This is a genomic window from Enterobacter cloacae complex sp. 385G4 (assembly GCF_057320665.1).
The window spans coordinates 758,793-784,380 of record NZ_JBXWDD010000001.1 but is presented as its reverse complement, the minus strand read 5'-3'; the positions used below and the strand labels follow the sequence as shown (position 1 = coordinate 784,380).

30 protein-coding genes and 3 pseudogenes are annotated in these 25,588 nt (G+C 52.5%); 18 read left to right on the top strand and 15 right to left on the bottom strand.

The genetic code is table 11. From position 1 onward, the window contains the following. Positions 1–1,269 carry a Y-family DNA polymerase gene (locus AC2FAJ_RS03910; protein ID WP_188245588.1) on the top strand — a complete coding sequence of 423 codons (1,269 nt, stop codon included), beginning with the start codon at positions 1–3 and terminating at the stop codon, positions 1,267–1,269. A 675-nt stretch (positions 1,270–1,944) separates the two neighbouring features. On the opposite strand, the gene AC2FAJ_RS03905 is transcribed toward AC2FAJ_RS03910, so the two are convergent. Beyond that, positions 1,945–2,172, bottom strand: a complete 228-nt coding sequence (locus tag AC2FAJ_RS03905; RefSeq protein WP_071993718.1) for a hypothetical protein — start codon at positions 2,170–2,172, stop codon at positions 1,945–1,947. Between the two features lie 68 nt (positions 2,173–2,240). Between AC2FAJ_RS03905 and AC2FAJ_RS03900 the strand changes: the two genes are divergently transcribed. Further along, positions 2,241–2,486, top strand: coding sequence for a YnfU family zinc-binding protein (locus AC2FAJ_RS03900; protein ID WP_309257186.1), 246 nt, complete (start codon positions 2,241–2,243; stop codon positions 2,484–2,486). Positions 2,487–2,727: 241 nt separating this feature from the next. On the opposite strand, the gene AC2FAJ_RS03895 is transcribed toward AC2FAJ_RS03900, so the two are convergent. Next, on the bottom strand, positions 2,728–2,946 hold the full coding sequence (locus AC2FAJ_RS03895) for a cold shock domain-containing protein (RefSeq protein WP_028013321.1): 219 nt from the start codon (positions 2,944–2,946) through the stop codon (positions 2,728–2,730). Positions 2,947–3,233: 287 nt separating this feature from the next. Between AC2FAJ_RS03895 and cspF the strand changes: the two genes are divergently transcribed. Continuing rightward, a complete protein-coding gene (cspF, locus tag AC2FAJ_RS03890) occupies positions 3,234–3,446 on the top strand; it encodes a cold shock-like protein CspF (protein ID WP_485453988.1) in 213 nt (70 codons plus the stop codon). A gap of 51 nt (positions 3,447–3,497) precedes the next feature. Here the strand turns inward: cspF and AC2FAJ_RS03885 are convergent, their stop codons facing one another. Both AC2FAJ_RS03885 and AC2FAJ_RS03880 read right to left on the bottom strand, forming a co-directional pair. Then, positions 3,498–4,172: an SOS response-associated peptidase gene (locus tag AC2FAJ_RS03885; RefSeq protein ID WP_485453846.1), complete on the bottom strand. Its 675-nt coding sequence runs from the start codon at positions 4,170–4,172 to the stop codon at positions 3,498–3,500. Positions 4,173–4,469: 297 nt separating this feature from the next. Next, a pseudogene (locus AC2FAJ_RS03880) lies at positions 4,470–4,574 on the bottom strand (site-specific integrase); the annotation flags it as partial. A gap of 66 nt (positions 4,575–4,640) precedes the next feature. On the opposite strand from AC2FAJ_RS03880, the pseudogene AC2FAJ_RS03875 reads away from it, so the two are divergent. The 6 genes and pseudogenes from AC2FAJ_RS03875 to AC2FAJ_RS03850 form a co-directional block, all read left to right on the top strand. After that, positions 4,641–4,730: pseudogene (locus AC2FAJ_RS03875) on the top strand (ABC transporter); the annotation flags it as partial. A 128-nt stretch (positions 4,731–4,858) separates the two neighbouring features. Further along, positions 4,859–5,203: a DUF1294 domain-containing protein gene (locus AC2FAJ_RS03870; RefSeq protein ID WP_045260635.1), complete on the top strand. Its 345-nt coding sequence runs from the start codon at positions 4,859–4,861 to the stop codon at positions 5,201–5,203. Between the two features lie 95 nt (positions 5,204–5,298). Beyond that, complete coding sequence (locus AC2FAJ_RS03865; RefSeq protein ID WP_485453845.1) at positions 5,299–5,727, top strand: VOC family protein; 429 nt, start codon at positions 5,299–5,301, stop codon at positions 5,725–5,727. Between the two features lie 64 nt (positions 5,728–5,791). Beyond that, on the top strand, positions 5,792–5,989 hold the full coding sequence (locus AC2FAJ_RS03860) for a hypothetical protein (RefSeq protein WP_028013317.1): 198 nt from the start codon (positions 5,792–5,794) through the stop codon (positions 5,987–5,989). Positions 5,990–5,992: 3 nt separating this feature from the next. Further along, positions 5,993–6,415 (top strand): GFA family protein, encoded by a 423-nt coding sequence (locus AC2FAJ_RS03855; RefSeq protein WP_485453844.1) that lies wholly within the window; start codon positions 5,993–5,995, stop codon positions 6,413–6,415. A gap of 68 nt (positions 6,416–6,483) precedes the next feature. Next, positions 6,484–6,561 carry a hypothetical protein gene (locus AC2FAJ_RS03850; protein ID WP_223239581.1) on the top strand — a complete coding sequence of 26 codons (78 nt, stop codon included), beginning with the start codon at positions 6,484–6,486 and terminating at the stop codon, positions 6,559–6,561. Positions 6,562–6,893: 332 nt separating this feature from the next. On the opposite strand, the gene ompC is transcribed toward AC2FAJ_RS03850, so the two are convergent. After that, a complete protein-coding gene (gene ompC / locus AC2FAJ_RS03845; RefSeq protein WP_028013315.1) occupies positions 6,894–8,033 on the bottom strand; it encodes a porin OmpC in 1,140 nt (379 codons plus the stop codon). A gap of 389 nt (positions 8,034–8,422) precedes the next feature. Next, positions 8,423–11,947 carry a pyruvate:ferredoxin (flavodoxin) oxidoreductase gene (gene nifJ, locus AC2FAJ_RS03840; RefSeq protein ID WP_485453843.1) on the bottom strand — a complete coding sequence of 1,175 codons (3,525 nt, stop codon included), beginning with the start codon at positions 11,945–11,947 and terminating at the stop codon, positions 8,423–8,425. A 271-nt stretch (positions 11,948–12,218) separates the two neighbouring features. Here nifJ and AC2FAJ_RS03835 point away from each other — a divergent pair, with 271 nt between their 5' ends. Beyond that, positions 12,219–12,485 (top strand): putative hemolysin, encoded by a 267-nt coding sequence (locus AC2FAJ_RS03835; RefSeq protein WP_028013313.1) that lies wholly within the window; start codon positions 12,219–12,221, stop codon positions 12,483–12,485. Here AC2FAJ_RS03835 and hslJ read toward each other — a convergent pair whose 3' ends face one another. From hslJ to AC2FAJ_RS03805, 6 genes and pseudogenes are all read right to left on the bottom strand, one after another. Beyond that, positions 12,486–12,923 (bottom strand): heat shock protein HslJ, encoded by a 438-nt coding sequence (gene hslJ / locus AC2FAJ_RS03830; RefSeq protein ID WP_041909737.1) that lies wholly within the window; start codon positions 12,921–12,923, stop codon positions 12,486–12,488. A 126-nt stretch (positions 12,924–13,049) separates the two neighbouring features. After that, the gene (locus tag AC2FAJ_RS03825; RefSeq protein WP_008501283.1) at positions 13,050–13,178 is read right to left on the bottom strand and encodes a DUF2474 domain-containing protein; all 129 of its coding nucleotides are present in this window, start codon (positions 13,176–13,178) and stop codon (positions 13,050–13,052) included. Further along, a complete protein-coding gene (gene cydB, locus AC2FAJ_RS03820) occupies positions 13,178–14,188 on the bottom strand; it encodes a cytochrome d ubiquinol oxidase subunit II (RefSeq protein WP_041909739.1) in 1,011 nt (336 codons plus the stop codon). Before cydB ends, AC2FAJ_RS03825 begins: the two co-directional genes overlap by 1 nt. After that, the gene (locus AC2FAJ_RS03815) at positions 14,188–15,588 is read right to left on the bottom strand and encodes a cytochrome ubiquinol oxidase subunit I (RefSeq protein ID WP_063154243.1); all 1,401 of its coding nucleotides are present in this window, start codon (positions 15,586–15,588) and stop codon (positions 14,188–14,190) included. Before AC2FAJ_RS03815 ends, cydB begins: the two co-directional genes overlap by 1 nt. Before the next feature lie 381 nt (positions 15,589–15,969). Further along, positions 15,970–16,281 carry a tlde1 domain-containing protein gene (locus tag AC2FAJ_RS03810; RefSeq protein ID WP_309487347.1) on the bottom strand — a complete coding sequence of 104 codons (312 nt, stop codon included), beginning with the start codon at positions 16,279–16,281 and terminating at the stop codon, positions 15,970–15,972. 5 nt (positions 16,282–16,286) lie between these two features. Next, positions 16,287–16,415 (bottom strand): annotated as a pseudogene (locus tag AC2FAJ_RS03805) (type VI secretion system tube protein Hcp); the annotation flags it as partial. A 425-nt stretch (positions 16,416–16,840) separates the two neighbouring features. Between AC2FAJ_RS03805 and ymcF the strand changes: the two are divergent. The 7 genes from ymcF (at position 16,841) to patD (ending at position 24,158) form a co-directional block, all read left to right on the top strand. After that, complete coding sequence (gene ymcF, locus AC2FAJ_RS03800) at positions 16,841–17,029, top strand: cold shock small protein YmcF (protein ID WP_047365013.1); 189 nt, start codon at positions 16,841–16,843, stop codon at positions 17,027–17,029. An 81-nt stretch (positions 17,030–17,110) separates the two neighbouring features. Continuing rightward, entirely contained in the window at positions 17,111–18,520 is a 1,410-nt protein-coding gene (locus AC2FAJ_RS03795; protein WP_047365015.1) for an aminotransferase-like domain-containing protein, read from the top strand. A 270-nt stretch (positions 18,521–18,790) separates the two neighbouring features. Then, entirely contained in the window at positions 18,791–19,936 is a 1,146-nt protein-coding gene (ydcS, locus tag AC2FAJ_RS03790; RefSeq protein ID WP_047365016.1) for a putative ABC transporter substrate-binding protein YdcS, read from the top strand. A gap of 17 nt (positions 19,937–19,953) precedes the next feature. After that, the gene (locus AC2FAJ_RS03785; RefSeq protein ID WP_062935685.1) at positions 19,954–20,967 is read left to right on the top strand and encodes an ABC transporter ATP-binding protein; all 1,014 of its coding nucleotides are present in this window, start codon (positions 19,954–19,956) and stop codon (positions 20,965–20,967) included. A gap of 1 nt (position 20,968) precedes the next feature. After that, positions 20,969–21,913, top strand: coding sequence for an ABC transporter permease (locus AC2FAJ_RS03780; RefSeq protein ID WP_485453842.1), 945 nt, complete (start codon positions 20,969–20,971; stop codon positions 21,911–21,913). Continuing rightward, positions 21,903–22,709 carry an ABC transporter permease gene (locus tag AC2FAJ_RS03775; RefSeq protein WP_485453841.1) on the top strand — a complete coding sequence of 269 codons (807 nt, stop codon included), beginning with the start codon at positions 21,903–21,905 and terminating at the stop codon, positions 22,707–22,709. Before AC2FAJ_RS03780 ends, AC2FAJ_RS03775 begins: the two co-directional genes overlap by 11 nt. 24 nt (positions 22,710–22,733) lie before the next feature. Then, on the top strand, positions 22,734–24,158 hold the full coding sequence (gene patD / locus AC2FAJ_RS03770) for an aminobutyraldehyde dehydrogenase (protein WP_485453840.1): 1,425 nt from the start codon (positions 22,734–22,736) through the stop codon (positions 24,156–24,158). A gap of 39 nt (positions 24,159–24,197) precedes the next feature. Here patD and AC2FAJ_RS03765 read toward each other — a convergent pair whose 3' ends face one another. From AC2FAJ_RS03765 to AC2FAJ_RS03755, 3 genes are read right to left on the bottom strand one after another with little or no spacing between them, the layout of a single operon-like run. After that, positions 24,198–24,380 carry a DUF1869 domain-containing protein gene (locus AC2FAJ_RS03765; RefSeq protein WP_003856955.1) on the bottom strand — a complete coding sequence of 61 codons (183 nt, stop codon included), beginning with the start codon at positions 24,378–24,380 and terminating at the stop codon, positions 24,198–24,200. 4 nt (positions 24,381–24,384) lie between these two features. Then, complete coding sequence (locus AC2FAJ_RS03760; protein ID WP_485453839.1) at positions 24,385–24,738, bottom strand: TehB family protein; 354 nt, start codon at positions 24,736–24,738, stop codon at positions 24,385–24,387. A 27-nt stretch (positions 24,739–24,765) separates the two neighbouring features. Next, complete coding sequence (locus AC2FAJ_RS03755; protein ID WP_485453838.1) at positions 24,766–25,092, bottom strand: TehB family protein; 327 nt, start codon at positions 25,090–25,092, stop codon at positions 24,766–24,768. A 244-nt stretch (positions 25,093–25,336) separates the two neighbouring features. Between AC2FAJ_RS03755 and AC2FAJ_RS03750 the strand changes: the two genes are divergently transcribed. Continuing rightward, positions 25,337–25,510, top strand: a complete 174-nt coding sequence (locus AC2FAJ_RS03750; RefSeq protein WP_014883956.1) for a GhoT/OrtT family toxin — start codon at positions 25,337–25,339, stop codon at positions 25,508–25,510. The last annotated feature ends 78 nt before the right edge of the window (positions 25,511–25,588 follow it).

The following is a 25,588-nucleotide window of genomic DNA, read 5'->3' as shown; positions in this document are numbered from 1 at the left end:
ATGTTTGCGCTCTGTGATGTGAATTCGTTCTACGCATCATGCGAGACTGTATTCAGGCCGGATCTGAGAGGGCGGCCGGTTGTCGTTCTCTCAAATAATGATGGCTGTGTAATCGCGCGCAGCGCCGAGGCCAAAGCCGCTGGAATTACTATGGGAGAGCCGTTCTTTAAGCAAAAGGAGCTATTCCGGCGCGCTGGCGTTGTCTGCTTCAGCAGCAACTATGAGCTGTATGCTGATATGTCGAACCGGGTAATGACGACGCTGGAGGAAATGAGTCCCCGAGTCGAAATTTACAGTATCGATGAAGCTTTTTGTGACCTGACTGGTGTTCGAAATTGTCGTGACCTGACAGACTTCGGGAAAGAGATCCGCGCTACAGTTCTGAAGCGTACGCACCTGACGGTGGGTATTGGCATTGCCCAGACAAAGACACTGGCGAAGCTGGCAAACCATGCCGCCAAAAAATGGCAGCGGCAAACGGGCGGGGTAGTGGACCTATCCAATATCGATCGCCAGCGCCGACTGCTTGCTCTGGTTCCGGTGGAGGACGTCTGGGGAGTCGGCAGGCGCATCAGCAAGAAGCTGAACGCTATGGGCATTAAAACGGCTCTGGACCTCTCTGAGCAGAGTACGTGGATTATTCGAAAGCACTTTAATGTCGTCCTTGAGCGAACTGTCCGGGAGCTGCGCGGCGAGCCCTGTCTCGATCTGGAGGAATTTGCGCCTACAAAGCAGGAAATCGTCTGCAGCCGGTCTTTCGGTGAACGCGTCACTGAATACGAACAAATGAGGCAGGCCATTTGCTCCTATGCCGCCAGAGGCGCTGAAAAGCTACGCGGTGAGCATCAGTATTGCCGGTTTATCTCGGCCTTCGTGAAAACCTCACCTTTTGCGCTTAACGAGCCATATTACGGTAATAGTGCGTCAATGAAGCTTCTTACACCTACACAGGATTCCCGCGACATCATCAACGCCGCGGTAAAGTGCCTGGACAAAATCTGGAAGGAAGGTCACCGGTATCAGAAGGCAGGAATCATGCTTGGGGATTTTTTCAGCCAAGGGGTAGCACAGCTCAACTTGTTTGACGAGAACGCCCCGAGGGCAGGTAGCGAAAGGTTGATGGAGGTGCTGGATCATCTGAACGCGAAAGACGGTAAAGGAACGCTTTACTTTGCCGGGCAGGGTATACAGCAGCACTGGCAGATGAAACGGGAAATGTTATCTCCACGTTATACTACAAGATATTCAGATCTCTTAAAAATAAGGTGATTCTCTAATCGGCCCGTTCAGAGATTTATGATGTAAATAAGCCCCTGCAAGTACACAGGGGTTTACGGATATGATGCCGGGTGCCTCCCGGTGAGTCATTGAACTAACCACTCTTGACTCGCTGCTTCAGAAATACATGATGAGCCGCTTGATACATAATTCATCAGGTTAATTAGCCCTGCCGCTGAGGAGGATTCATCATCAAATCCAATGTAACAGCTACATTCAATAAATGATACGGTATTTATTGAAGTTTTACATACTTTTTGCCGCGTCCATGTTCAAATTATGTTAAGTGATGATAATTTTAAAAGTGGTAATCATCTTTTACTTTTGAGTCTTGAAGCAATAGTTGATGTTTTGTCTTCCGGGCTGATCATTAGTAAAGTCGTCATTGGGGATGAGTCTAAACATATAATCCTATGAAGCATTTGATAGAGTCATTTTTTTAATTTCTCTGCTCCATCTTTTTTGGACTCCCATTAAGAAACTGCTTGACCTTGTAAATCGAGGAATGAGTGTACTGGAAGTTTAACTCCTCTGTTTGATTTGCAAGAAAATAAATGGTTGTGTGTATTATGAAAAAAAAGCCTGCGATTAGCAGGCGTTAATAATAAATAATTACTATTATAATTGTGATTTTTTACACTGGTCTTGCCTGTGTGTCTGGGTATCTTAAAGATACTTCTGGGCTGCATCTAGTATTTCCTGAGAAGTAAGTTCTCGATCTGATGCAACATAGACAACTTCATGGTCACCTGTTAAAGAGGGAAAACCAGCTGACATGATCTGAAGGTTTACCTCTTCTCCATTAGGATATTCTTCGCGTATTGACGTCACGCCTTTAAGTACAGTGATAACTTTACTTGGTTTACCATTAAAGAAAATGATTACTTTTTTCATATATCCCACTGTATTTGATGGCTTTTTGAGATTCGTGGTTGTTCGAAAGGGTTTGGCTTATTCACGTTATGTCACCTCTCTCGAAATTAAAACAAGCATTATGCTGCCTTTACGTGTACTGTAGCGGTCCATTTGAACTGGAGAAGTCTATGTCTGCACGTAAAAACTCTCAATTCCGCCGAAATTATTTAGTAAAATGCCCTTGTCCAATCTGCTCAAAAGATTCTGAACATAGTTACAATCGTGTACAAAAGGGGGCTCAGCTGGTGTGCCCATACTGTAGCGCTTTGTTCAAATCTTCCCAGCGCTTCTAAAAAAAATTATTAAAAAATAAGAAGTGATGCTTTTGGAGGTTGCCTAACCTCTTACGCACTTTAGTATTTTATAAGCAGTTAGCTTCTGCTTTGAGACTGTTCATGCAGCAGTCCTGCATTTCATCACATCGGTCAGCAAACTTGATGGTAAGTAAATATGCTGGCCTGTTGTAATGATGTGAGTAACCGAACATCACCTTTCACTGATAAAGTCATGCTGGCTTAAGTAAACCATCTAAAATTATCTATCGCAAAGTGTTACATTGGCAGCGATTGGACCTTTAGTTCCAGCTATGATAGCGAATTTGACTTTTTGTCCTTCAAAAAGAGTATTAAATGTTTCTCCCCGCAGGGAAGAAGTGTGAACAAGAACATCTTTACTTCCATCAAGTGGGGAGATAAAGCCAAACCCCTTATCTTCGTTAAACCACTTAACAAGACCTATGATTTTAGATGACATACAAACTCCGTTTGAACATTTCAAACTGACAAGCAAGCTCATGATAAGAAACGTATGCTGGTATATGTATGGACTCAAAAGGAGGGATATCAGAGATAACACCTAGTTATGAGAACGGCTTTTGGAAAAGTTAGATTCATCATCGCAATGAATCAGCCAAACCATTAAGGCACGTGCTGAAAGATTAAGCAAATTTTATTTTAGCCTTCCGGAAGTCCAATAAAATAGGTTTGGCTATTATTAACCAATCCTGTATAGTCAAATCTGGATTGCCATTAGGAAAATATTTGTCTCGTAAAATAACAGGAATTGTCAAAAGTTTTGACTTCAAGAGCGGAAAGGGATTGATTATCCCATCAGATGGCAGGAAAGATGTTTTTTTACATATTTCCGCATTTAGTAATAATGAAAGCCAAACGTTAAAACCTGGCGTTCGTGTTGAATTTTATCGTATAAATGGGCTTAGTGGTCCGATGGCTGCAAATATATTTCTTTCTTAAAGGGAGATAATATTAAACCAAATATAAAGTGCACATCAAAAGTACATCAGATTATATATCTATTTGTTCTATCAATTTTCTCCCCTGATTTTTTACATTTCCTACTTCACGGGTCACAGCATGCCAGACAAACATCTCAGCTGGTACAGAGCCGTCAGATACAATCTCTTCCGCTTCTTTTCCTCCAACATCCTGGCGCATCCATTCCCGGGCCGCTTCTGGCGATAGGACCAGGGGCCGGCGGTCGTGAATATCCACTAGGCCTTTGTCAGCGGCAGACGTTACTATCAGAAAACCTTCTGCTTCATCGCCTCGCTCAAACGGTATGCTGCCGATCGCGGCCATAAATATCGGCTGGCCGTCGGCTCGGTGAATGAAGTAGGGTTGTTTCTTATCGCCTTCTTTTTTCCATTCGAACCATCCATCGGCGAAGCAGATCGCCCGGCCATGCTGCCATAGAGGTTTAAACATTCTGCTCATGGCCGCCGTCTCGACGCGCGCGTTAATCAGTGGCGGCTTATCCCACCACCCGGGTGCGTAACCCCAGAAAACAGGATCAAGGTGCAGTTGTTCGTCACGTTCGCTAAGCAACAGAACTTTGGTACCGGGCGCCACGTTATAACGTCCAATAGGTTCCGGGTCGTATGGAATATTGCGATCGGCTTCATCGGCCAGGTAAGCCAGATATTCTTCACGCGTTTGAGCTTGTGCAAAACGTCCACACATAGAAACCTCGAGCCAGATGTCACACTGAAAGTATAGGGCAGGGAGAGGAAGGGGGAGCACTGGCTAAAGTTAGGGGCAAATTTAGGGGCAAAAAAGCGAAAAAGGGGCAAAAAAAGGGCACAAAAAATGTAGTTCTGGGTAGCTTTAGGGAGAAGTTATTATGCTATAACTAATTGAATTAAATGATAAATCAAATGACATCAATGGGTTGGCAAAATCAGCGTAGCTTATTCAGGTTGTATTGCTCTTTCTTTGTATTTGGTTGATTTTCTTGCATTTATTACTACCTTCGGAGCCAGTAGCGGCGAAAGACGGGTTAGCGCCGGCAGATAATAGCCAGCAGGCAAAAGTATGCCGCGTATGGTACGGATTCCGGCGGCGAATGCCAGCACGTTTTACACTCTGCGCAACAGCTAATAAAGCGTAGTCTGCTTTCTGTTCGCTATCCGGGAGAGGGGGGGACCAAAACAAACTGGCGTTATCGTTGAACGCGGAAGCCATAAGGTACTGCTTGCTCATGACGGCGCGTATGCGAAGCTTCACAAAATGCAATTCGGTGCGTCGAAGAGGTCATTCATTTTGAGGCCCGCATGCAAAAGCGGGCTGATAGCACCTGACCGGATACATGCGTAAGATAGCGTATAATGCTTTCCCGACATATGCTTACATATTCCGTGACTGACCCTATGACATTGAATCGCTTTTGTTTTGTTCTGCTGATCTTCGCTGCGATTGGCAGCTTTTTTTCCTCGTATCCTTTTGCCATGTGGTTTCTGCTGATTAATATGCTGACGATAGCGATTTATGGTGTCGACAAAACGGCGGCACGAAAAGCGATGCGCAGGATACCGGAAGTCACTTTACTGACGTTTGGTACTGTGGGAGGGTGGCCAGGCGCCATATTGGGCCAACAGCTCTTTCGCCATAAAACGCAGAAGCAACCCTTCAAAACCTGGTTTTTGCTGAGCATCGTCGTGAATATTTCAGCCACGGCGGCGCTTTATCATTTCTGTCCCTTTATTCTTTTTTGAACATCATCAGGATCGCACAAATTCACCGTTGACCTCAAGTTAACTTGAGCTTTTAAGATGACTACGACATGTTGATACAGGAGTAACATCTTAAAATGAAAGACATTGATGTAGGATTCACTCATGTTGCGTTTATGGTCAGGGATCTGGAGAAGAGCCTTGCTTTCTATCGCCGATATGCCGGGATGGACGTCATCCATTTGCGTGAGCCCGATCTTCCAACTGCCCGTAAAGTGGCGTGGCTAACTGACCATACGCGTCCTTTTGCGCTGGTTCTGGTGCAGGCGGACACCGTGACCGATACGCCGCTGGGGCATTTTGGCCACCTTGGGATTGCCTGCGCCACGCGCGAAGAAATTGACAGAAAAACCGCGATGGCCGCTAAAGAAGGGGTGTTGAGGAAAGCGCCGGAAGATCTGGGTGACCCCGTCGGCTATTATGTATTTTTTGCCGACCCTGACGGTAATACCTTAGAGCTCTCATACGGCCAGCGTGTCGGAATAACAGCGATCCAGGCGAAATAGTAAAACGCCTGAAAACGGTCTGAAAAATCCTGCTACGCTTGTTTGTTGTATCAGGAGCATGAGTATGAAGAACAAAGACGAACAAACAGGATTAGTGGGGCTGGCGATTGGGGCTGCCGTTATAGGGCTGGTTTCATCGCAAAAAACGATCGATCGTGACAGCATTGTCAACGAACTTGTCAGGCTGGGCAGGCAGAAAGGCGATGGTGTAGAAGATGAGGTTTTTCTCAAAGCTGCCGAACTGGTAAGAAAAGGGGTATAGCCAATGGCTGACATTCGTCATGCACAGTGCCACTGTGGTGCGGTGGCTTTTACCGTCGAACTGACTGACGGCTTGAATACCGCGCGGCGCTGCAGCTGCTCTTTTTGCCGTATGCGGGGCGCGGTTGTGGTCTCTGCACCGCTGTCGGGTATCACCGTGACCAGAGGTGAGGATAAGCTGACGGAGTACCGGTTCAACACGGGGACGGCGCGGCATTTCTTCTGCTCGGTCTGCGGGATTTACACGTTCCATCAGCGTCGCTCTAAACCAAATGAATACGGCGTCAATGTGGCTTGTTTTAAAAATGTGTCGCCGTTTGATTTCCCAGAAGTGACGGTGATGGATGGCGTAAACCATCCGAGCGACGGCGAAAGCGGCGTTTTTGGCTATCTCTCGTTTCGCAAAAAAGAGACCAATCAAGATTAATTACCGCCTGGCCTTTTTTTTATCAGCCTGGCTATAGTGGGAAGTGGGTTTCTAAAACAGGAGAAATTATGCTCTGTGTAGAAAAAGACGATCCGCGTGAGGCCCCGGAATCAGGGGATAAAAAACCTCAACCCGTGAAAAAATAACGCTCGAAATGCGTATGACCGCCACCGGCACTGCTGGTGGCTTTTTTCTGGGATTCACTGTTAATGGTGATCCAGATGGTTTAGCAGCGTGCCGAGATGCCCGACAATATCTCGAAAATCAAAGATTAACGCCATCCACAAGCATGCTAAAAGTGTCAGAATGGTAACAGATATACGACCAAACAACGCAGGTATCCTTAATGAAGAGGGGGATATCGGCGCAGTCTAACCCGCTTTCTTTCAACTTATCCTCAACAATATCGCGATAAAGCGCTGTTGTGAGACAAACATCAAAAAAAGGAGAGCCCGCATGACGCTGCGGGCTCTGACCATCAGAACTGGTAAACCAGGCCTAATGCAACGACATCGTCGGTGCTGATACCGTTGTTTTTGTAGAAGCTGTCATCTTCATCCAGCAGGTTGATTTTATAATCAACGTAGGTGGACATGTTCTTGTTGAAATAGTAGGTCGCGCCTACGTCCGCATATTTAACCAGGTCCTGATCGCCCTGACCGTTGCCCAGGTCTTTCCCTTTAGACTGCAGGTAAGAAATGGCCGGACGCAGACCGAAATCGAACTGGTACTGTGCGGTCACTTCGAAGTTCTGAGTTTTGTTGGCAATACCGCCGCCTGATTTGCTATCACCTGAACCGTACGGCGTCATATTACGGGTTTCAGAATACATCGCCGCCAGGTAGATATTATTTGCGTCATATTTGAGGCCAGCAGTCCAGGCATCCGCTTTATCACCACCCGCATATTGAGACGCAGCGCCAGTACCTGCGCTTACCTGGTCATTTGTACGGTCAGATGAGGCGTAGGCGGCACCGGCACTGAACCCCATGCCGAAATCATAGGTGGTTGAAATACCGAAGCCGTCGCCATTCTCATAACGCATGTCGCGGCCGTTGTTGGTGCCTTCCTGATTGTTGCTGGCATCTTCATTGTTGCCCTGATACTGCAGCGCGAAGTTCAGACCCTGCACCAGACCATAGAAGTCAGTGTTGCGGTAGGTTGCCACGCCGTTGGCGCGGCCGGTCATAAAGTTATCCGCATAGGTGTAAGAGTCGCCACCGAACTCAGGCAGCATATCGGTCCAGCCTTCCACGTCGTACAGCACGCCATAGTTACGACCATAATCGAAGGAACCGTAGTCACCCACTTTAACACCCGCGAAGGCCAGACGCGTCCAGGACTGATTATCAGACCCTTCGGTGTTATTCGCCTGAATGTTATATTCCCACTGCGCGTAGCCGGTCATCATGTCGTTAATCTGCGTTTCACCTTTGAAACCCAGACGCATGTAGGTTTGATCGCCGTCTTTTGAGGCATCATCGGAGAAATAGTGCAGACCATCTACTTTTCCGTACAGATCTAATTTGTTGCCGTCTTTATTATAAATTTCTGCCGCATGCGCGGCGCCAGCCATTAACAGAGCTGGAATCATCAGAGCCAGTACTTTTCTTTGCATCGTGATATTCCTTTGCAGTTGTTTTTATTTGATTACCTGTTGAACTTTCTGAAACCGAAAGTTGTCCCATGCTAAATCACTCCTGTGAAAGAGTAATAAAATATAATTGTTACTAATTGAGTAAAATCTCAAAGGAATAAATCCGCGGAAATGAGCATTGTTGTGGTGAATGATTGAAAATGATTCATATTAAATAAGAATTATTAATTGGTGATTAAATCAGGTAATCTCTGCGGCGTTATATGCCTTTAAGATTATTTATCCATAATTATCGTGAATGTTATTCGGGAAACTAAATAGATATTCATAAATTATCTGGATCTGCCCGGTGTGAAGACATCGGGCTTTTTTTATGCCAAAAAAATGCCCGGACAAGCCGGGCAGTGGAGTTAGTCGCTGGTTGATTTTTCGGCTTTACCCGCCATTTGTGCCAGGAAGTCATACCGTTTTTGCAGATCTTCGGCGGCGTCTTTCCAGAGCTGTTCTGCCACCTCAGGCTGTTGCGCATTCAGACGGCGGAAGCGCTGTTCCTGCATCAGCGTCTCTGCCAGGGCATCTGACGGCGGACGTGAATCCAGCGCCAGCGGTAATTTGCCCTCGTCCGCACGGCGCGGATCGAACCGGTAGAGCGGCCAGAAGCCGGTGGCCGTCAGTTGACGCATCTGATCGTGGCTGAGGGCCAGGTCGTAACCATGCTCTTCGCACGGGCTGTATGCAATGATCAGCGACGGCCCCGGATACGCTTCAGCCTCCTGAATGGCTTTCACCGTCTGGTTAAGCTGCGCCCCCAGCGAGATTTGCGCGACGTAAACGTGGCCGTACATCATCATGCTCACGCCGAGATCCTTACGTGCCTTGCGTTTACCGTGTTCACCAAATTTCGTGACGGCGCCCAGCGGCGTGGCTTTCGATGCCTGCCCACCGGTATTGGAATAACATTGTGTATCCAGAACCAGAATGTTGACGTTTTCGGTCAGGCTTAACACATGATCCAGCCCGCCAAAGCCGATGTCGTAAGCCCAGCCGTCACCGCCAATCAGCCAGATCGATTTTTCGACCAGGGCGTCAGCGTCGGTCAGAAGCTGTTCAGCGCCGTCAATTCCCTTGAGTGCGCTGCGAAGTGCAGCTACCTGCTCGCGACGAACCTCTGGCGTGGCTTCTGCGTGTAGCGCCGCGTTAAGTTCAGCCGGGATCTTATCGGCAAATTGTTCAAGCAGGCGCATCACACGCGCGCGGTGCTGGTCAACGGTGAGTCGGAAGCCCAGGCCAAATTCGGCGTTATCCTCGAATAACGAGTTTGCCCATGCCGGACCGCGCCCATTCGCATCGGTGGTGTACGGCGTGGAGGGCAGGTTACCGCCATAGATAGACGAGCAGCCGGTGGCGTTGGCAATCAGCATCCTGTCACCATACAGCTGGGTAAGCAGTTTGATGTACGGCGTTTCACCGCAGCCGGAGCACGCGCCGGAGTACTCGAACAGCGGCGTGATCAGCTGCGAGGTACGAATATCAATGCGTTCCAGCTTGCTGCGATCGATTTCCGGCAGGTTCAGGAAGAAGTCATAATTCACTTTTTCTTCTTCAACGTGTTCAAGGCGCGACATCATATTGATGGCTTTGATGTCCGGGTTCTGGCGATCTTTTGCCGGGCAGACCTCAACGCACAGGTTACACCCGGTGCAGTCTTCCGGTGCGACCTGCAGAACGTATTTCTGGCCGCGCATGTCGCGGGATTTTACATCCAGAGAGTGCAGGCTGGCCGGGGCATCTTCCATTGCTTCCGGTGACACCACTTTGGCGCGAATGGCCGAGTGCGGGCAGGCCGCGACGCAGTGGTTACACTGGGTACAGAGTTCTTCTTTCCAGATGGGGATCGCTTCGGCGATGTTGCGTTTTTCCCAGCGGGTGGTGCCCATCGGCCAGGTTCCGTCCGGCGGCAGCGCAGAGACGGGTAGGGCGTCACCCAGCCCGGCCAGCATGGCGGCCGTGACGGACTTCACGAAATCAGGTGCGGCATCCGAGACCACCGGAGGGCGATTCGGGCTGGCGTCATTGACCGGCTGCAGCGGCACCTCGAACAGCGACTCGCGCGCCAGCGCCAGCGCCTGCCAGTTTCGCTCTACCAGCTCCTGCCCCTTGCTGCTGTAGCTTTTGGCGATGGCGCCCTGAAGTTCCACCAGCGCGCTGTCGCCCGGCAGGATATTGGTCAGATGGAAGAAGGCCATTTGCATGACGGTATTAATACGCGCGGCCAGGCCACATTCGCGGGCGATTTTCGCCGCGTTAACCACATAGAATCGGGCTTTTTTCTGATTCAGCACCGTCTGTACTTCCTGCGGCAGGCGCGCCCAGACCTCATACGCATTGTATGGCGTATTGAGGAGGAAAATACCGCCGGGCTTCAGGCGCTCAGCCATCTGGTACTTGTCGATAAACTGCAGCTGATGGCAGCCAACAAAGTCGGCCTGAGAAATCAGGTAGGCCGAACGGATGGGCTGCTCGCTGACGCGCAGGTGAGAAACGGTCAGACCGCCGGCTTTCTTGGAGTCGTAGACGAAGTAACCCTGCGCGTACCACGGGGTTGAATTGCCGATGATCTTGATGTTGTTTTTGGTGGCCGAGACGCTGCCGTCGCTGCCCAGGCCGTAGAACAGCGCTTCAAGTTTGGCTGTTGCAGGCAGGGTATTTTCCGGTAAAGGAAGGGAAAGATTCGTTACGTCATCATAAATGCCGACCGTGAAACGCGGCTTGGGTTTCGCTTCCCTTAGCTCGTTAAACACGGCCAGCACGCAGTCCGGGCCAAACTCTTTGGAAGACAGGCCATAGCGACCGCCGATAACGCGCGGTAGCGTTTCACGTTCGCCGTTATTAAAGGCTTCAGCTAGGGCGGTCATCACGTCAAGATACAGCGGTTCCGCGTGTGCGCCCGGCTCTTTGGTTCGATCGAGCACCGCCACGGTACGCGCGCTTTCTGGCAGGGCAGAGAGCAGATGTTTAGCCGAGAACGGGCGGTAAAGACGCACTTTAAGCACGCCGACCTTTTCGCCGCGGGTCAGCAGCTCGTCGACCACCTCTTCACAGGTGCCGATAGCAGATCCCATCAGCACAATCACGCGCTCGGCCAGCGGATGGCCGTAGTATTCGAACGGTTTGTACTCCCGTCCGGTTGCGGCGGCAAAGTCATTCATTGCCTGCTCGACGTGGTCATAAACCGCGTTGTACCACGGGTTTGTGGCTTCGCGTGACTGGAAATAAGTATCCGGGTTTGCCGATGTCCCGCGAATTACCGGATGTTCCGGGTTCAGGGCGCGGGCGCGATGCGCGTCAATTTCCGCCTGCGGCAGCAGATCCAGGATAGTCTCGTCCGCCAGCGGGACGATTTTGTTGATTTCGTGAGAGGTGCGGAAACCATCAAAGAAGTGAATAAACGGTACGCGACTTTTGAGCGTGGCGATATGCGAAATTAAGGCAAAGTCCTGTGCTTCCTGAACGCTGCTGGCACACAGCATCGCGCACCCGGTCTGGCGCACGGCCATCACGTCCGAGTGATCGCCAAAAATTGAGAGTGCGTGGGTGGCCACCGTACGCGCCGCGACGTGCAGGACGAAGGGGGTCAGTTGTCCCGCGAGTTTGTACAGCGTTGGGATCATTAACAACAATCCCTGAGAGGAGGTGAACGAGGTGGAAAGCGCGCCAGTCTGCAGCGCTCCGTGGACCGTAGCAATCGCACCCGCTTCAGACTGCATTTCAGCCACTCTCGGGACATCGCCCCAGACGTTTTTTAACCCGTTCCCGGCCCAGGCATCCGCTTGTTCGGCCATGGTGGAACTCGGCGTGATCGGATAGATGGCGATAACTTCACTGGTGCGAAACGCGACTGAGGCAACTGCACCATTACCGTCAATAGTTTGCATAGGACGACACCCTTACATTGCGCAAAAAATAGGGGGCTGTCATAAGGCGACAAACCCTGAATATTATCTGTGTAGTCTAGCAAACAGGGGGTTTTACGATTTTCGCTTTTGTGTCCTCGGTATTCCCACCATCAATGGTTAGATCAAACTTAGGGCGAAAAAATTGCGAGAAATTGTTTCAGCGGCGCATAAATACGCACTTCCGCTCTCGACGACACGGGATGTGATGCCTATTATGCTTAGGTTTCGCACTAATTACGGGGAAGAGAGCATGCGTTCAGCATTTTGGGTAGGGTGTGCCGCGTTGTTGTTGTCGGCATGTAGCAGTGAACCTGTGCAGCAGGCCACGGCGGCCCACGTGGCGCCGGGAATGAAAGCGGCAATGTCCAGTTCAGGCCAGGCCAACTGCGCCATGATTGGCGGCTCGCTGTCTGTTGCCCGCCAGCTTGATGGTTCGGCTATTGGGATGTGCGCCTTGCCAAACGGCAAACGCTGTAGTGAACAGTCGCTTGCCGTTGGAAGCTGCGGTAGCTACTGATTATTCTGCTCGCTTAAACATCAGCGTCTTATCGGCCGTCGCCAGCGTCAGCTGGTCTTCAGTCAGGTCGACCTGCGCCCCTTTGCGCAGCATGTCGCCAATGGCCTGATCCAGCTCGTTAAGCTGTGGTTCGGTACAAAGTTTGCGGGTCATCGCCAGCGTTTTCACTTTTAGCTCACCTTCGGACAGCTTTCCCTGCCCGTTGAAGCGGTTACACATCTGGCCCGAAACGCTAATGTTATCAATGAGACTAATGTCGGGAAGCGCGTTAAAAACGATCTCAGGCTGCGTTGTCATGCCCTTCACGGATTTGCCGTCCACGTTTTCCAGAACAAAACGGTGGCTCTTCAGCTGATCCGGCTGAACGGATGCTTTGCCCGGATTAACGCAGCCGCTGAGGACAAGGCTGATAACACTTAACGCGATGAGCTTTTTCATTTTTCTTCTCAAATAATAAATTCTGTGAATCTTTTACCAGTGTAACGATACTCTGCGGTGCGTTAATGGGGTTTATCTGAAAGTGCGGGGTGGTGCCGGGCAGCACAGGGCTGCCCGGAATGAAGTTTAATGCGATTTAAACCCGGCAGCCGTCATCAGCATGCGAAAGAGCATGCTGACTGCTGCCAGCGCAAGTACGCTGCCGCCCCAAATAATGGCCAGCCACAGCAATCTTTTCCAGACAGGTTGTTGCATCAGTGATAACCCTCCCCAGGCTGAACTTTGCCGCGAAATACGTAGTAGCTCCAGAAGGTGTAGACCAGAATAACGGGAATGATCAACAGCGCGCCCACCAACATAAAGCCCTGGCTTTGCGTCGGCGCGGCGGCCTGCCACAGGGTGATCGACGGCGGTATGATATGCGGCCAGATGCTGATCCCAAGCCCGCTAAAGCCGAGAAATATTAGCCCCAGCGTCAGAATAAACGGCCGAGCATGGCTGTCAGGATTACTCAGGCAGCGCCACTGATAGAAGCTAAACATGACGACCAGGGCAGGGACTGGCAGCAGATAAAACAGATTCGGCAGCGTAAACCAGCGCGCCGCGATGGCCGTGTGCGCCAGCGGCGTCCAGAGGCTGATCGCTGCGATAAACGCCAGCAGCACGATTAACAGCGTTTTCGACACCTCACGCATCCGCTGCTGCAGCGCATTTTCGCTTTTCATCACCAGCCAGGTTGAGCCTAACAGCGCGTAGGCCACCACCAGACCCGCGCCGCAGAACAGGTTAAACGCGGTAAACCAGTCAAACGGTCCGCCGGTATACGTTCTGCCAGTGACGCTAAAGCCGTTAATGACGGCACCTACCGTCACGCCCTGGGTAAAGGTCGCCAGAACGGAACCGCCAATAAACGCCTTATCCCAGAAAGGACGGTGGGCTGGCGTGGCTTTAAAGCGAAATTCAAACGCCACGCCGCGGAATATAAGTCCGATCAGCATTAACGTCAGCGGAATGGTCAGAGCATCAACAATCACCGCATAGGCCAGTGGGAATGCACCGAACAGGGCGGCACCGCCGAGCACCAACCAGGTCTCATTGCCGTCCCAGACCGGTGCGACGCTGTTGACCATCACGTCGCGATCGTCGGCGTTTTGTGTTGCCGGGAACAGAATACCGATTCCCAGATCAAACCCGTCCATGACGATATACATCAGCGTGGCAAAGACGATGATGACAAACCAGATAATGGAAAGATCGATACCCATTATGGCTGCTCCTTATGTTCAGCTGTGACGGCAGAAAGCGGGCGCGCCGGGCGTCCATCGGACTCGGTGGCGAACGATTCATGCGGCTGCGGGCCTTTTCGGATGAGGCGCACCATATAGCTGTAGCCCACGCCGAATACCGAGGTATAGACGACGAAGAAGGCCAGCAGGCTCACGCTCATATGCAGGTCACCATGGGCTGAAACCGCATCCTTCGTTCGCTGGAGTCCGTAGACCACCCACGGCTGGCGGCCGACTTCGGTGGTGACCCATCCGGCCAGAATGGCAATCAGCCCGGATGGCCCCATCAGCAGGGCAAACCACAGGAACGGACGCGAAGAATAAACTCGCTTTTTATAACGCAGCCAAAGCGCCACTACCCCAAGTAGCAGCATCAGCATCCCTAAGCCCGCCATAATGCGGAACGACCAGAAGACGATGGTGGAATTAGGACGGTCTTCTTTTGGAAACTCTTTTAGCGCAGGGACCTGTTTATCCAGGCTGTGCGTCAGGATGAGGCTACCCAGCGCCGGGATCGCCAGTCCAAAGCGGGTGCGTTCCTGCTCCATGTCAGGCCAGCCAAACAGCAGCAGTGGAGTAGGCTCGCCCGGCGGATTTTCCCAATGGCCTTCAATAGCGGCAATCTTGGCGGGCTGATGCTTTAAGGTGTTCAACCCGTGCATATCGCCAACCAGGGCCTGGATGGGGGCAACAATCAGCGTCATCCACAGTGCCATCGAAAACATCGCCCGAATGGCAGGGGTATTATTCCCGCGCAGCAGATGCCATGCCGCGGATGCACCGACAAACAGGGCGCTACTCAGGAATGCCGCAATCGACATATGCAGCAGGCGGTAGGGGAAGGAGGGGTTAAATACCACGGCGAACCAGTCCACCGGTACCACCTGTCCGTTGACGATCTCGTAGCCTTGCGGGGTCTGCATCCAGCTGTTCGAGGAGAGGATCCAGAAGGTTGAGATAATGGTGCCCAGCGCCACCATGCAGGTGGAGAAGAAGTGCAGCCCTGGCCCCACTTTATTCCAGCCGAACAGCATCACGCCGAGGAACCCGGCTTCGAGGAAGAAAGCGGTAAGCACTTCATAGGTCAGCAGCGGGCCGGTAATACTGCCCGCAAACTGCGAAAAGCCGCTCCAGTTGGTGCCAAATTGGTAGGCCATCACCAGCCCGGAGACCACGCCCATGCCAAAGTTGACGGCAAAAATCTTCGACCAGAAATGGTACAGCGAGCGCCAGACCGGATTTTTTGTTTTCAGCCACAGCCCTTCGAGCACGGCCAGATAGCTGGCCAGGCCGATAGTGATGGCCGGGAAAATAATGTGAAAGGATACGGTAAAAGCAAACTGTATCCGCGCAAGGTGAAAAGCATCTAAACCAAACATGCAAAACTCCGCGATGTAATTATGTCGATGCCATTCTAAGCCGCGCCAGCGCTGAGTTGCAGAGACAGACCTGGGTTATTTATCTATAACAGTTTTCTTGCCTGCCTTTGCTTTATATTGCTGGGCGGCAATATTTCTGCCCAAGGGAGGTTCATTTTCGTAATGCCCAGAGGTAAATCAACATGGCATTGAGCAAAAATGAGAAGATGAAAAGCAACAGTGTATAGCTTTCACTCCATTCAAGTTCAGTCATAAAGCCAAAATGTCTGGTGAAGAGATGATAAAGTAATACATCAGGCATGAAGTAACATACAAGTGAGTAAATAACAAACAGCATCAATGTTTCAACAACCCAGGTCAGGGTATGCTTTTTTGCATTCATTAATATACCTGTATTGTTCCAGGTGCATCTAACCCAGCAGTAACTTTAAACGTGCCGGACGCCAGTAGACCATGCATCAGAATTCTGTAATGGGAGTGATTTGGCAACGTAATACATCCATTGCTAATCCCAGACTGTCCCGCCGGGTGTAACCGGAAAGAACCACGCTCAACATTATTGATAAAAGTTCTATCGTCAATGTGAGTATCGTGGCGGTAAAGAGCAAACCAAAAATCACGGTTTGATCCGCTTTCTAACCCTTTAATTGCGTCATGCCAGTGAGTACCAAAACCGCCTCGTGGACGTGTCACGATATTGTTGGTAGATGCAGACCATGACTAAATCCCAACACCTCGATACTGCCCTCACGATCTTGCACATCGACAGCGCCTTTGATATCTACTCCACCGTCGTCTTTTAGCCACAGGTATACTGGAATGGCCATTTTAAACTCCTTTTTTCTTTCACAGTTCGTATACCGAATGAATGTTAAAACTCCCAATGTGTTATGGTGATTAGACAAAAAATGCCATGCAAAATATTTATATTTCGTTGATTTATAAATGTTTTTTCGAGATTGGTCCCGCTAATATTTTGTGCCGTATTAAGCGTTTCTGAATAAAAACATTCTTTTTATGAATTTTCCGCATTAAACCGCTTGCTTTGTCATCATTGCCGTGCGTTAATGGTCTTCTGGTTTTGAGTCCAAAAAAATATCTGACGTAGTTTCATAAAGCAGTTCTCATCACGTTGTGCCTCTCCGCAGCCTCTCTTGGGTCTTTGTCTACATTCCGATTAGTTTTGTTTGAAACCATTATTGCCTGATCGGCTCATGAGTAATTTACGTTTTTACGTTCACAGGAGAATCCTATGACTTCTTATATCCATTTCCGCTGCCCATGCTGTCATGGCTCGCAGTACCGTACCTCAGTCTTTGATGTATCTGAGAAAAACCCGCTCGGTGCGAAATGCATCTTTTGCAAATCGTCAATGATCACGCTCGATCACCTGGCCGCTGCGCGTCAGGCGCATAGCCACGTCACCGAGTACCATAAGTAATTTTTAGTTAAACTATAACAGTTAGCAAAATCTTCTCTTTTTCTCCTGCTGATATACACTGTCGGCAATAAGGAGAATCTGATGAAAAAATACCAGCGTCTGGCGCAACAAATTATCTCGCAGATTGAGCTTGGCGTTTGGCTGCCGGGCGATAAGCTGCCTTCCCTGCGAGAGCAGGTGGCAAGCAGCGGCATGAGCTTTATGACCGTTGGCCACGCGTATCAGATGCTGGAAAGTCAGGGGCGCATTGTCGCCAGGCCGCAGTCGGGCTATTACGTTGCCTCGCGCCCGACCGCACAACAGCCTGCGCCGCCTGCCCAGGTAATGCGTGATGAAGCGGTAGATATCAACACCTATATCTTCGAGGTCTTACAGGCCAGCCGCGATCCGTCCGTTGTTCCTTTCGCCTCCGCGTTTCCCGACCCCCGGCTTTTCCCGCTTCAGCAGCTTAACCGCTCGCTGGCAAACGTCAGTAAAACCGCTACCGCAATGAGTGTGATTGAGAACCTGCCGCCCGGTAACGCTGAACTTCGTCACGCCATTGCGCGCCGTTATGCGCAGCAGGGGATGAACATCTCGCCGGACGAGATCGTCATTACCGCAGGCGCCCTTGAGGCCCTCAACCTGAGTTTGCAGGCGGTGTCGGAGCCAGGAGACTGGGTGATTGTTGAAAACCCGTGTTTTTACGGCGCGCTGCAGGCGCTGGAGCGTCTGAAGCTAAAAGCGCTGTCGGTCGCCACAGACGTCCGGGAGGGGATCGATCTGAATGCGCTGGAGCAGGCGCTGAACGACTACCCCGTAAAAGCCTGCTGGCTCATGACCAACGGCCAAAACCCGCTTGGCTTCACGCTGAGTGCGGAAAAAAAAGCGCGTCTGGTCGCGCTCCTGACGGAGCACAACGTCACCTTGATCGAGGACGATGTCTACAGCGAGCTCTATTTTGGTCGCGAAAAACCGCTTCCGGCCAAAGCCTGGGACCGGGTAGATATGACGCTTCACTGCTCTTCCTTTTCAAAATGCCTGGTGGCGGGGTTTCGCATCGGCTGGGTGGCGGCAGGAAAACACGCGCGCCGCATTCAGCAGCTGCAGCTGATGAGCACCTTATCAACCAGTTCTCCCATGCAGCTGGCGCTGGTGGACTACCTGGCGACCAAGCGCTACGACGCCCATCTGCGCCGCCTGCGACGCACGCTCGCCGAGCGAAAACAACAGGCCTGGCAGTCACTTCTGCGCCATATGCCCGCCGGCGTCAAAATCCACCACAACGACAGCGGCTACTTTTTATGGCTGGAGCTACCTGCGCGGCTGGACGCGGGGCTGCTGAGCGAAAAGGCCTTAACGCACCACATCAGCATTGCGCCGGGAAAGATGTTTTCCACCTCTGACGCGTGGACGCCGTTCTTCCGGTTTAATACGTCCTGGGCGTGGGGCGAGCGGGAAGAGCAGGCGGTCATTCAGTTAGGTAAATTAATTAGCACAATGATGGAATAACTTTTCCCCTTTATTTAAATAATCATTTCTTATCCTGACGACGGCACGGCAAATATTTTGCGGTGCCGTATCATATGAAATCTGCATACCGGCTTTCGCGGCTAACTCCTTGTCTATAATCCAGTTAACGGGGAATGCGTCCTCGGTCACACCTTGATGAAATTTCCTTAAGCCGAACGGTGCGGCGCATTTGCGCGGTCTACGTTTAATAAGGGAGATATTTTTACGGCACGGCTGCCGCTAAATTTCATTGCGACAGGAGTAACTCTTATGAGCAAAAAATTTGCCCGCAGCAGCCTGTGCGCGCTCGGCATGACTATCATGACCGCGCAAGCCGCAGAACCACCAAAGGCCATTGGCGGCGGGGAAGGCCGACTGGATATTATCGCCTGGCCGGGGTACATCGAACGCGGACAGACGGATAAAAATTATGACTGGGTTACCCAGTTTGAAAAAGAGACCGGCTGTGCGGTCAACGTTAAAACGGCGGCCACGTCCGATGAAATGGTCAGCCTGATGGCGAAGGGAGGTTACGACCTTGTCACCGCGTCAGGTGATGCCTCGCTCCGCCTGATTATGGGAAAACGCGTTCAGCCGATTAACCCGGAACTGATCCCCAACTGGAAAACCCTTGACCCGCGCATCGTGAAGGGCGAGTGGTTTAACGTGGGCGGCAAGGTCTACGGCACGCCGTATCAGTGGGGGCCCAATCTTTTGATGTACAACACCAAAACCTTCCCGACGCCGCCGGACAGCTGGAGCGTGGTCTTTACGAAGCAGGATCTGCCGGACGGCAAAACCAATCAGGGACGCGTGCAGGCATACGACGGTCCGATTTATATCGCCGATGCGGCGCTGTTCGTCAAAGCCACTCAGCCGCAGCTGGGTATTAGCGACCCGTATCAGCTCACTGAAGAACAGTATGCCGCCGTGCTCAAGGTACTTCGCGACCAGCATGCCCTGATCCACCGCTACTGGCATGACACCACCGTCCAGATGAGTGACTTCAAAAATGAAGGCGTCGTGGCCTCCAGCGCCTGGCCGTATCAGGCGAATGCCCTGAAGGGCGAGAACCAGCCCGTTGCCACCGTCTTCCCGAAAGAGGGGGTGACCGGCTGGGCGGATACCACCATGCTGCATGCGCAGGCAAAACACCCGATGTGCGCCTACAAGTGGATGAACTGGTCGCTCACGCCGAAAGTGCAGGGCGATCTGGCGGCATGGTTTGGCTCGCTGCCCGTCGTGCCTGAAGGCTGTAAGGCCAGCACGCTGCTGGGTGACAAGGGCTGTGAAACCAACGGTTATAACTATTTTGACAAAATCATGTTCTGGAAAACCCCCATCGCAGAAGGCGGAAAATATGTGCCTTACAGCCGCTGGACGCAGGATTACATCGCCATCATGGGTGGCCGTTAATCATCCGGGAGCAGAACATGACGTACGCGGTAGAGTTTAATGACGTTTCCCGTCTGTACGGTGACGTGCGGGCGGTGGATGGGGTCACCATTGCCGTTCGTGACGGAGAATTCTTCTCCATGCTGGGGCCTTCGGGCTCCGGCAAAACCACCTGCCTGCGTCTGATTGCCGGCTTTGAGCAGCTGTCAGGCGGCACGATATCTATCTTTGGCAAAGAGGCGAGCGCGCTGCCGCCGTGGGAGCGGGACGTGAACACCGTATTCCAGGATTACGCGCTGTTCCCGCATATGTCGATCCTCGATAACGTCGCCTACGGGCTGATGGTGAAAGGCGTCGACAAGAAAAAACGCCACGCGCAGGCTCGCGACGCGCTGGAAAAAGTGGGCTTAAGCTTTGCCGTCGCCCGCAAGCCTTCGCAGCTTTCCGGAGGCCAGCGCCAGCGTGTGGCCATCGCGCGGGCGCTGGTGAATGAACCGCGCGTCCTGCTTCTCGACGAGCCGTTAGGCGCGCTCGATCTCAAGCTGCGGGAACAGATGCAGTTCGAGCTGAAGAAACTTCAGCAGGAACTCGGCATCACCTTTATTTTCGTCACCCACGATCAGGGGGAAGCCCTTTCCATGTCGGACCGGGTGGCGGTGTTCAATAACGGGCGCATCGAGCAGGTCGATACCCCGCGCGATCTCTACATGCGCCCGCGCACGCCGTTTGTCGCCGGTTTTGTCGGCACCTCGAACGTCTTCGATGCAGGCCTTGCGCATAAAGTCTGCGGCATGGAGGGCAGCTATTCCCTGCGTCCGGAACATATCCGCCTGAATGAGGGGGGTGAGGTTCAGGTGCAGGGCGTCGTCCAGGCCGTTCAGTATCAGGGGGCTGCCACGCGCCTTGAGCTCAGGCTCGCCGACGGTGCCAAACTGCTGGTGAGCCAGGCCAATCTCAGCGATTTCTCGCCGCTAAGCGGCATTGCGCCGGGGCAGGCCGTCACGGCGTCGTGGTCGCGCGAGGCGATGATTCGCCTGCAGGAGGATAGGTGAAATGGCTATGAGTGTCGCGCACCCTCCCGCCCCGCGCGGCCGCATAAGCCGCATTACGTCACTGTTCTGGCGTAAACCGTCGCTCGGACTGTTCCTGCTTCTGCTTGCACCGCTGATGTGGTTTGGCATTGTCTATTTAGGATCGCTGCTGACCCTTTTGTGGCAGGGTTTTCACACCTTTGACGATTTCACCATGACGGTCACGCCGGATCTGACCCTGGCGAACATTCTGGCGCTCTTCAACCCGGCAAACTACGACATCATCCTGCGCACGTTAACGATGGCGATTGCGGTGACGATTGCCAGCGCAATTCTGGCGTTCCCGATGGCCTGGTACATGGCGCGATACACCCGCGGCAAGTGGAAAGCGTTTTTCTATATCGCCGTGATGCTGCCAATGTGGGCGAGCTACATCGTCAAAGCCTACGCCTGGACGCTGCTGCTGGCGAAGGACGGCGTGGCACAGTGGTTCCTCAATCACCTGGGGCTGGAGCCGCTCCTGACCTCGATCCTTACGCTACCCGCGGTAGGCGGCAACACCTTATCCACCTCCGGGCTGGGGCGGTTTCTGGTCTTCGTCTATATCTGGCTGCCGTTTATGATCCTGCCCGTTCAGGCGGCGCTGGAACGTCTGCCGGCTTCGCTGCTGCAGGCCTCAGCCGATCTCGGCGCGCGCCCGCGCCAGACCTTCCGCTATGTCGTTCTGCCGCTGGCTATACCGGGTATTGCCGCGGGTTCAATCTTCACCTTTTCCCTGACGCTGGGGGATTTCATCGTTCCTCAGCTGGTCGGCCCGCCGGGCTACTTCATTGGTAACATGGTCTACTCCCAGCAGGGGGCGATCGGCAATATGCCCATGGCCGCCGCGTTCACGCTGGTTCCCATCGTGCTGATTTCACTCTATCTGGCGTTCGTGAAGCGTCTGGGAGCATTCGATGCACTCTGAACGCGCACCGCTGTTCCTGAAAGTGGCAGCGTGGGGAGGCGTCATCTTCCTGCACTTCCCGCTGCTGATTATCGCAGTCTATGCCTTTAATACCGAAGATGCTGCCTACAGCTTTCCGCCTCAGGGGCTGACGCTGAAGTGGTTTACTGCGGCGGCGGGGCGCGGCGATATCATCGAATCGGTGACGTTGTCACTTCAGGTTGCCGCGCTATCCACCGCGATAGCCCTTGTGCTTGGCACGCTTGCTGCAGCGGCGCTCTGGCGAAGCGAGTTTTTTGGCAAGAACGCGATCTCGCTATTACTGCTGCTGCCGATTGCGTTGCCGGGGATCATCACCGGCCTGGCGCTGCTGACAGCGTTCAAAACAATCAACCTTGAGCCGGGGTTTTTCACCATCGTGGTTGGGCACGCGACGTTCTGCGTGGTGGTGGTCTTCAATAACGTGATTGCGCGGTTCAGACGCACCTCCTGGAGTCTGGTGGAAGCGTCGATGGATCTCGGGGCCGACGGATGGCAAACCTTCCTCTATGTGGTGCTGCCCAACCTGGGCTCCGCGCTGCTGGCCGGGGGAATGCTGGCGTTTGCCCTGTCGTTTGACGAAATTATCGTCACAACATTTACGGCGGGACACGAACGCACGTTACCGCTGTGGTTGCTCAATCAGCTAGGCCGTCCGCGCGACGTGCCGGTCACCAACGTCGTTGCACTGCTGGTGATGCTGGTAACAACCATCCCCATTCTGGGAGCCTGGTGGCTAACCCGCGACGGCGAGAACATCGCCGGCGGCGGGAAATAACATTGATTTGAACAGGACAATGCTATGCAAACACATCTGCTGATAAAGGGTGAACTGGTTGCCGGAGAGGGAGAGAAACAGCCTGTCTATAACCCGGCCACCGGAGAGGTGCTGCTGGAGATTGCTGAAGCGTCAGCGGCACAGGTCGACGCGGCGGTTCAGGCCGCCGACCGTGCTTTTGAGGCGTGGGGACAAACGACGCCGAAAACCCGCGCCGAGTGCCTGCTGAAGCTCGCGGATGCGATTGAAGCGCATGGCGAAGAGTTTGCCCGGCTCGAATCCCTCAACTGCGGCAAGCCGCTGCACTGTGCGCTGGGCGATGAAATTCCCGCAGTGGTCGACGTTTTCCGTTTCTTCGCCGGGGCGGCCCGCTGCCTGAACGGGCTGGCCGCGGGTGAGTATCTTGACGGCCACACGTCGATGATCCGCCGCGACCCGGTGGGCGTGGTTGCCTCTATCGCGCCGTGGAATTACCCGCTGATGATGGCGGCATGGAAGCTGGCGCCTGCGCTGGCGGCCGGTAACTGTGTGGTCATCAAGCCGTCTGAAATCACGCCGCTAACGGCGTTGAAGCTGGCGGAGCTGGCGAAAGATGTCTTCCCGGCTGGCGTTCTCAACGTGCTGTTTGGCCGTGGAAAAACGGTGGGCGACCCGCTCACCGGACATGAAAAAGTGCGCATGGTGTCGCTGACCGGTTCGATTGCCACCGGGGAGCATATCATCGGCCACACGGCGTCCTCCATTAAGCGCACCCACATGGAGCTGGGCGGTAAAGCGCCGGTTATCGTGTTCGATGACGCCGACCTGGATGCGGTTGTAGAAGGCGTGCGGACGTTTGGTTTCTACAATGCCGGGCAGGACTGTACGGCGGCCTGCCGTATCTATGCCCAGAAGGGGATCTATGCCCGGCTGGTGGAAAAGCTCGGTGCCGCGGTCGCCAGCCTCAAAATGGGTGCCCCGGAGGATGAATCTACTGAACTCGGTCCGCTCAGCTCGGCTGCCCATCTTTCACGCGTCTGTCAGGCCGTCGATGAGGCGAAAGCCCTTGGCCATATCCGCGTGGTGACGGGCGGGAGCAAAAGAGAGGGGGCGGGCTACTACTTCCAGCCAACGTTGCTGGCCGGGGCGAAACAGGACGATGCCATCGTTCAGCGAGAAGTGTTTGGACCGGTGGTGAGCGTCACCGAATTCGACGATGAAGCGCAGGTCCTGGCCTGGGCGAACGATTCGCAGTACGGCCTGGCGTCGTCGGTCTGGACGAAAGACGTGGGACGCGCCCATCGCCTGAGCGCGCGCCTGCAGTACGGCTGCACCTGGGTCAATACCCACTTTATGCTGGTGAGCGAAATGCCGCACGGCGGCATGAAATTGTCTGGCTATGGAAAGGATATGTCGGTGTACGGGCTTGAGGATTATACGGTTGTCCGGCACGTTATGATTAAACACTAGAAAATCATGCCCGGCGGTCTGCATCGCCGGGCGTTTGCTTTACCAGCCACACACCTCGTGCTCATTTTCCGTGTCGTAAGCGCGGACGGTATTCACCAGATCTTTTACCACGTCTGCGGCGACGTCGGGGATGAGCAACTCCATGGGGGCCTCTGTTTCATAATCCACCGAGACGCCGTTGCTGTTGTTGGTCACGGTCACTGTGTACGTTGCTTTACCCACGCGATTACTCCTTATGTGTATTGACCACTTTGCCGATGCCTGCACCCTGAAGCGTAACGTCAGGATCGGCAAAAAAGTCGATATTGAAATAGGTATCGTCGGTCAATAGCTCGATGCGGTGCCATTTCTCTGGCGGCGAGATGCCAAACGATCCGGCTTCAATCACCAGCTCCAGATCCGGTTCGGTCGCGTCAGCGTTCGGGAAACCAAAATAGCGCACCGCACCCTGCATCACCGACAAACGGCCATATACGCTGGCTTTCGTATTATGGTGGGTGAAAAGGGCTTTTGGCGCGGTGTCTTTGTTCCAGAATGGCGTGGAGCGGGTATGAACAAAATTCTCAGGGATACCTAGCATAAGGGTTACCTCGTAAATAAAAGCCGCTTAAAGCGACTTCAACACCTCTGGTTCGACGAAAAATTCAATATTGAACAGCGTGTCGTCGCTCATCACCTCGATGTGATGCCATTTCTCAGGGGGAAAAACACCGAAGTGGCCGGCCCTGATAATCAGTGTGCTGTCAGGCTCAGGGGCATGTTCATCAGCATAACCCAGGTAGCGGACGGCACCCTGCATAACGGACAGGCGGGGATAAACGCCCGGACGGGTATCCGTGTCGAGATGACGCTGAAAGATCCCGGCGGGGGCGGTTTCTTTATTCCAGAAAGGGGTAGAGCGGGTATGAATACAGCTTTGCGGAATGCGTAGCATATTGCCTCCCATGTATGTCTGCCTTTATTAGACGCCTTTGCGGAAGAGAGAATTTATCAAAAAGTGCATTTAATATGCATGTTATCAATAAAGATAATGGGTGGCTCCCCCTGTTTGTAATACAAAATACTCAGTTGTTATTAGCCGTAATATTTAAGTGGTTATTATGTAATGAAAAAACTTGATCTGTATCAACATATGACGCATATTGCGTGCGGTTATTTTTTCGGCTCTGGTATACAGAATGACGTTGTATCAAAAGATGTTGGTTTTTTACGCAGTGATGGCTTCCATCTGTGCATTGATTACCTGGTTCCTTTCTAAAGACCGCAAGCGCATCCGCCTGCTTAGCGCGTTTCTGGTCGGGTCGACCTGGCCGATGAGTTTCCCCGTTGCGCTGCTGATTTCTCTTTTCTGAAGCATCCTTCCAATTTCGAAAGATGAACATAGCATTCCAGTTACGATGGCTGTATAAATACACAGTGCATCGTAAAAG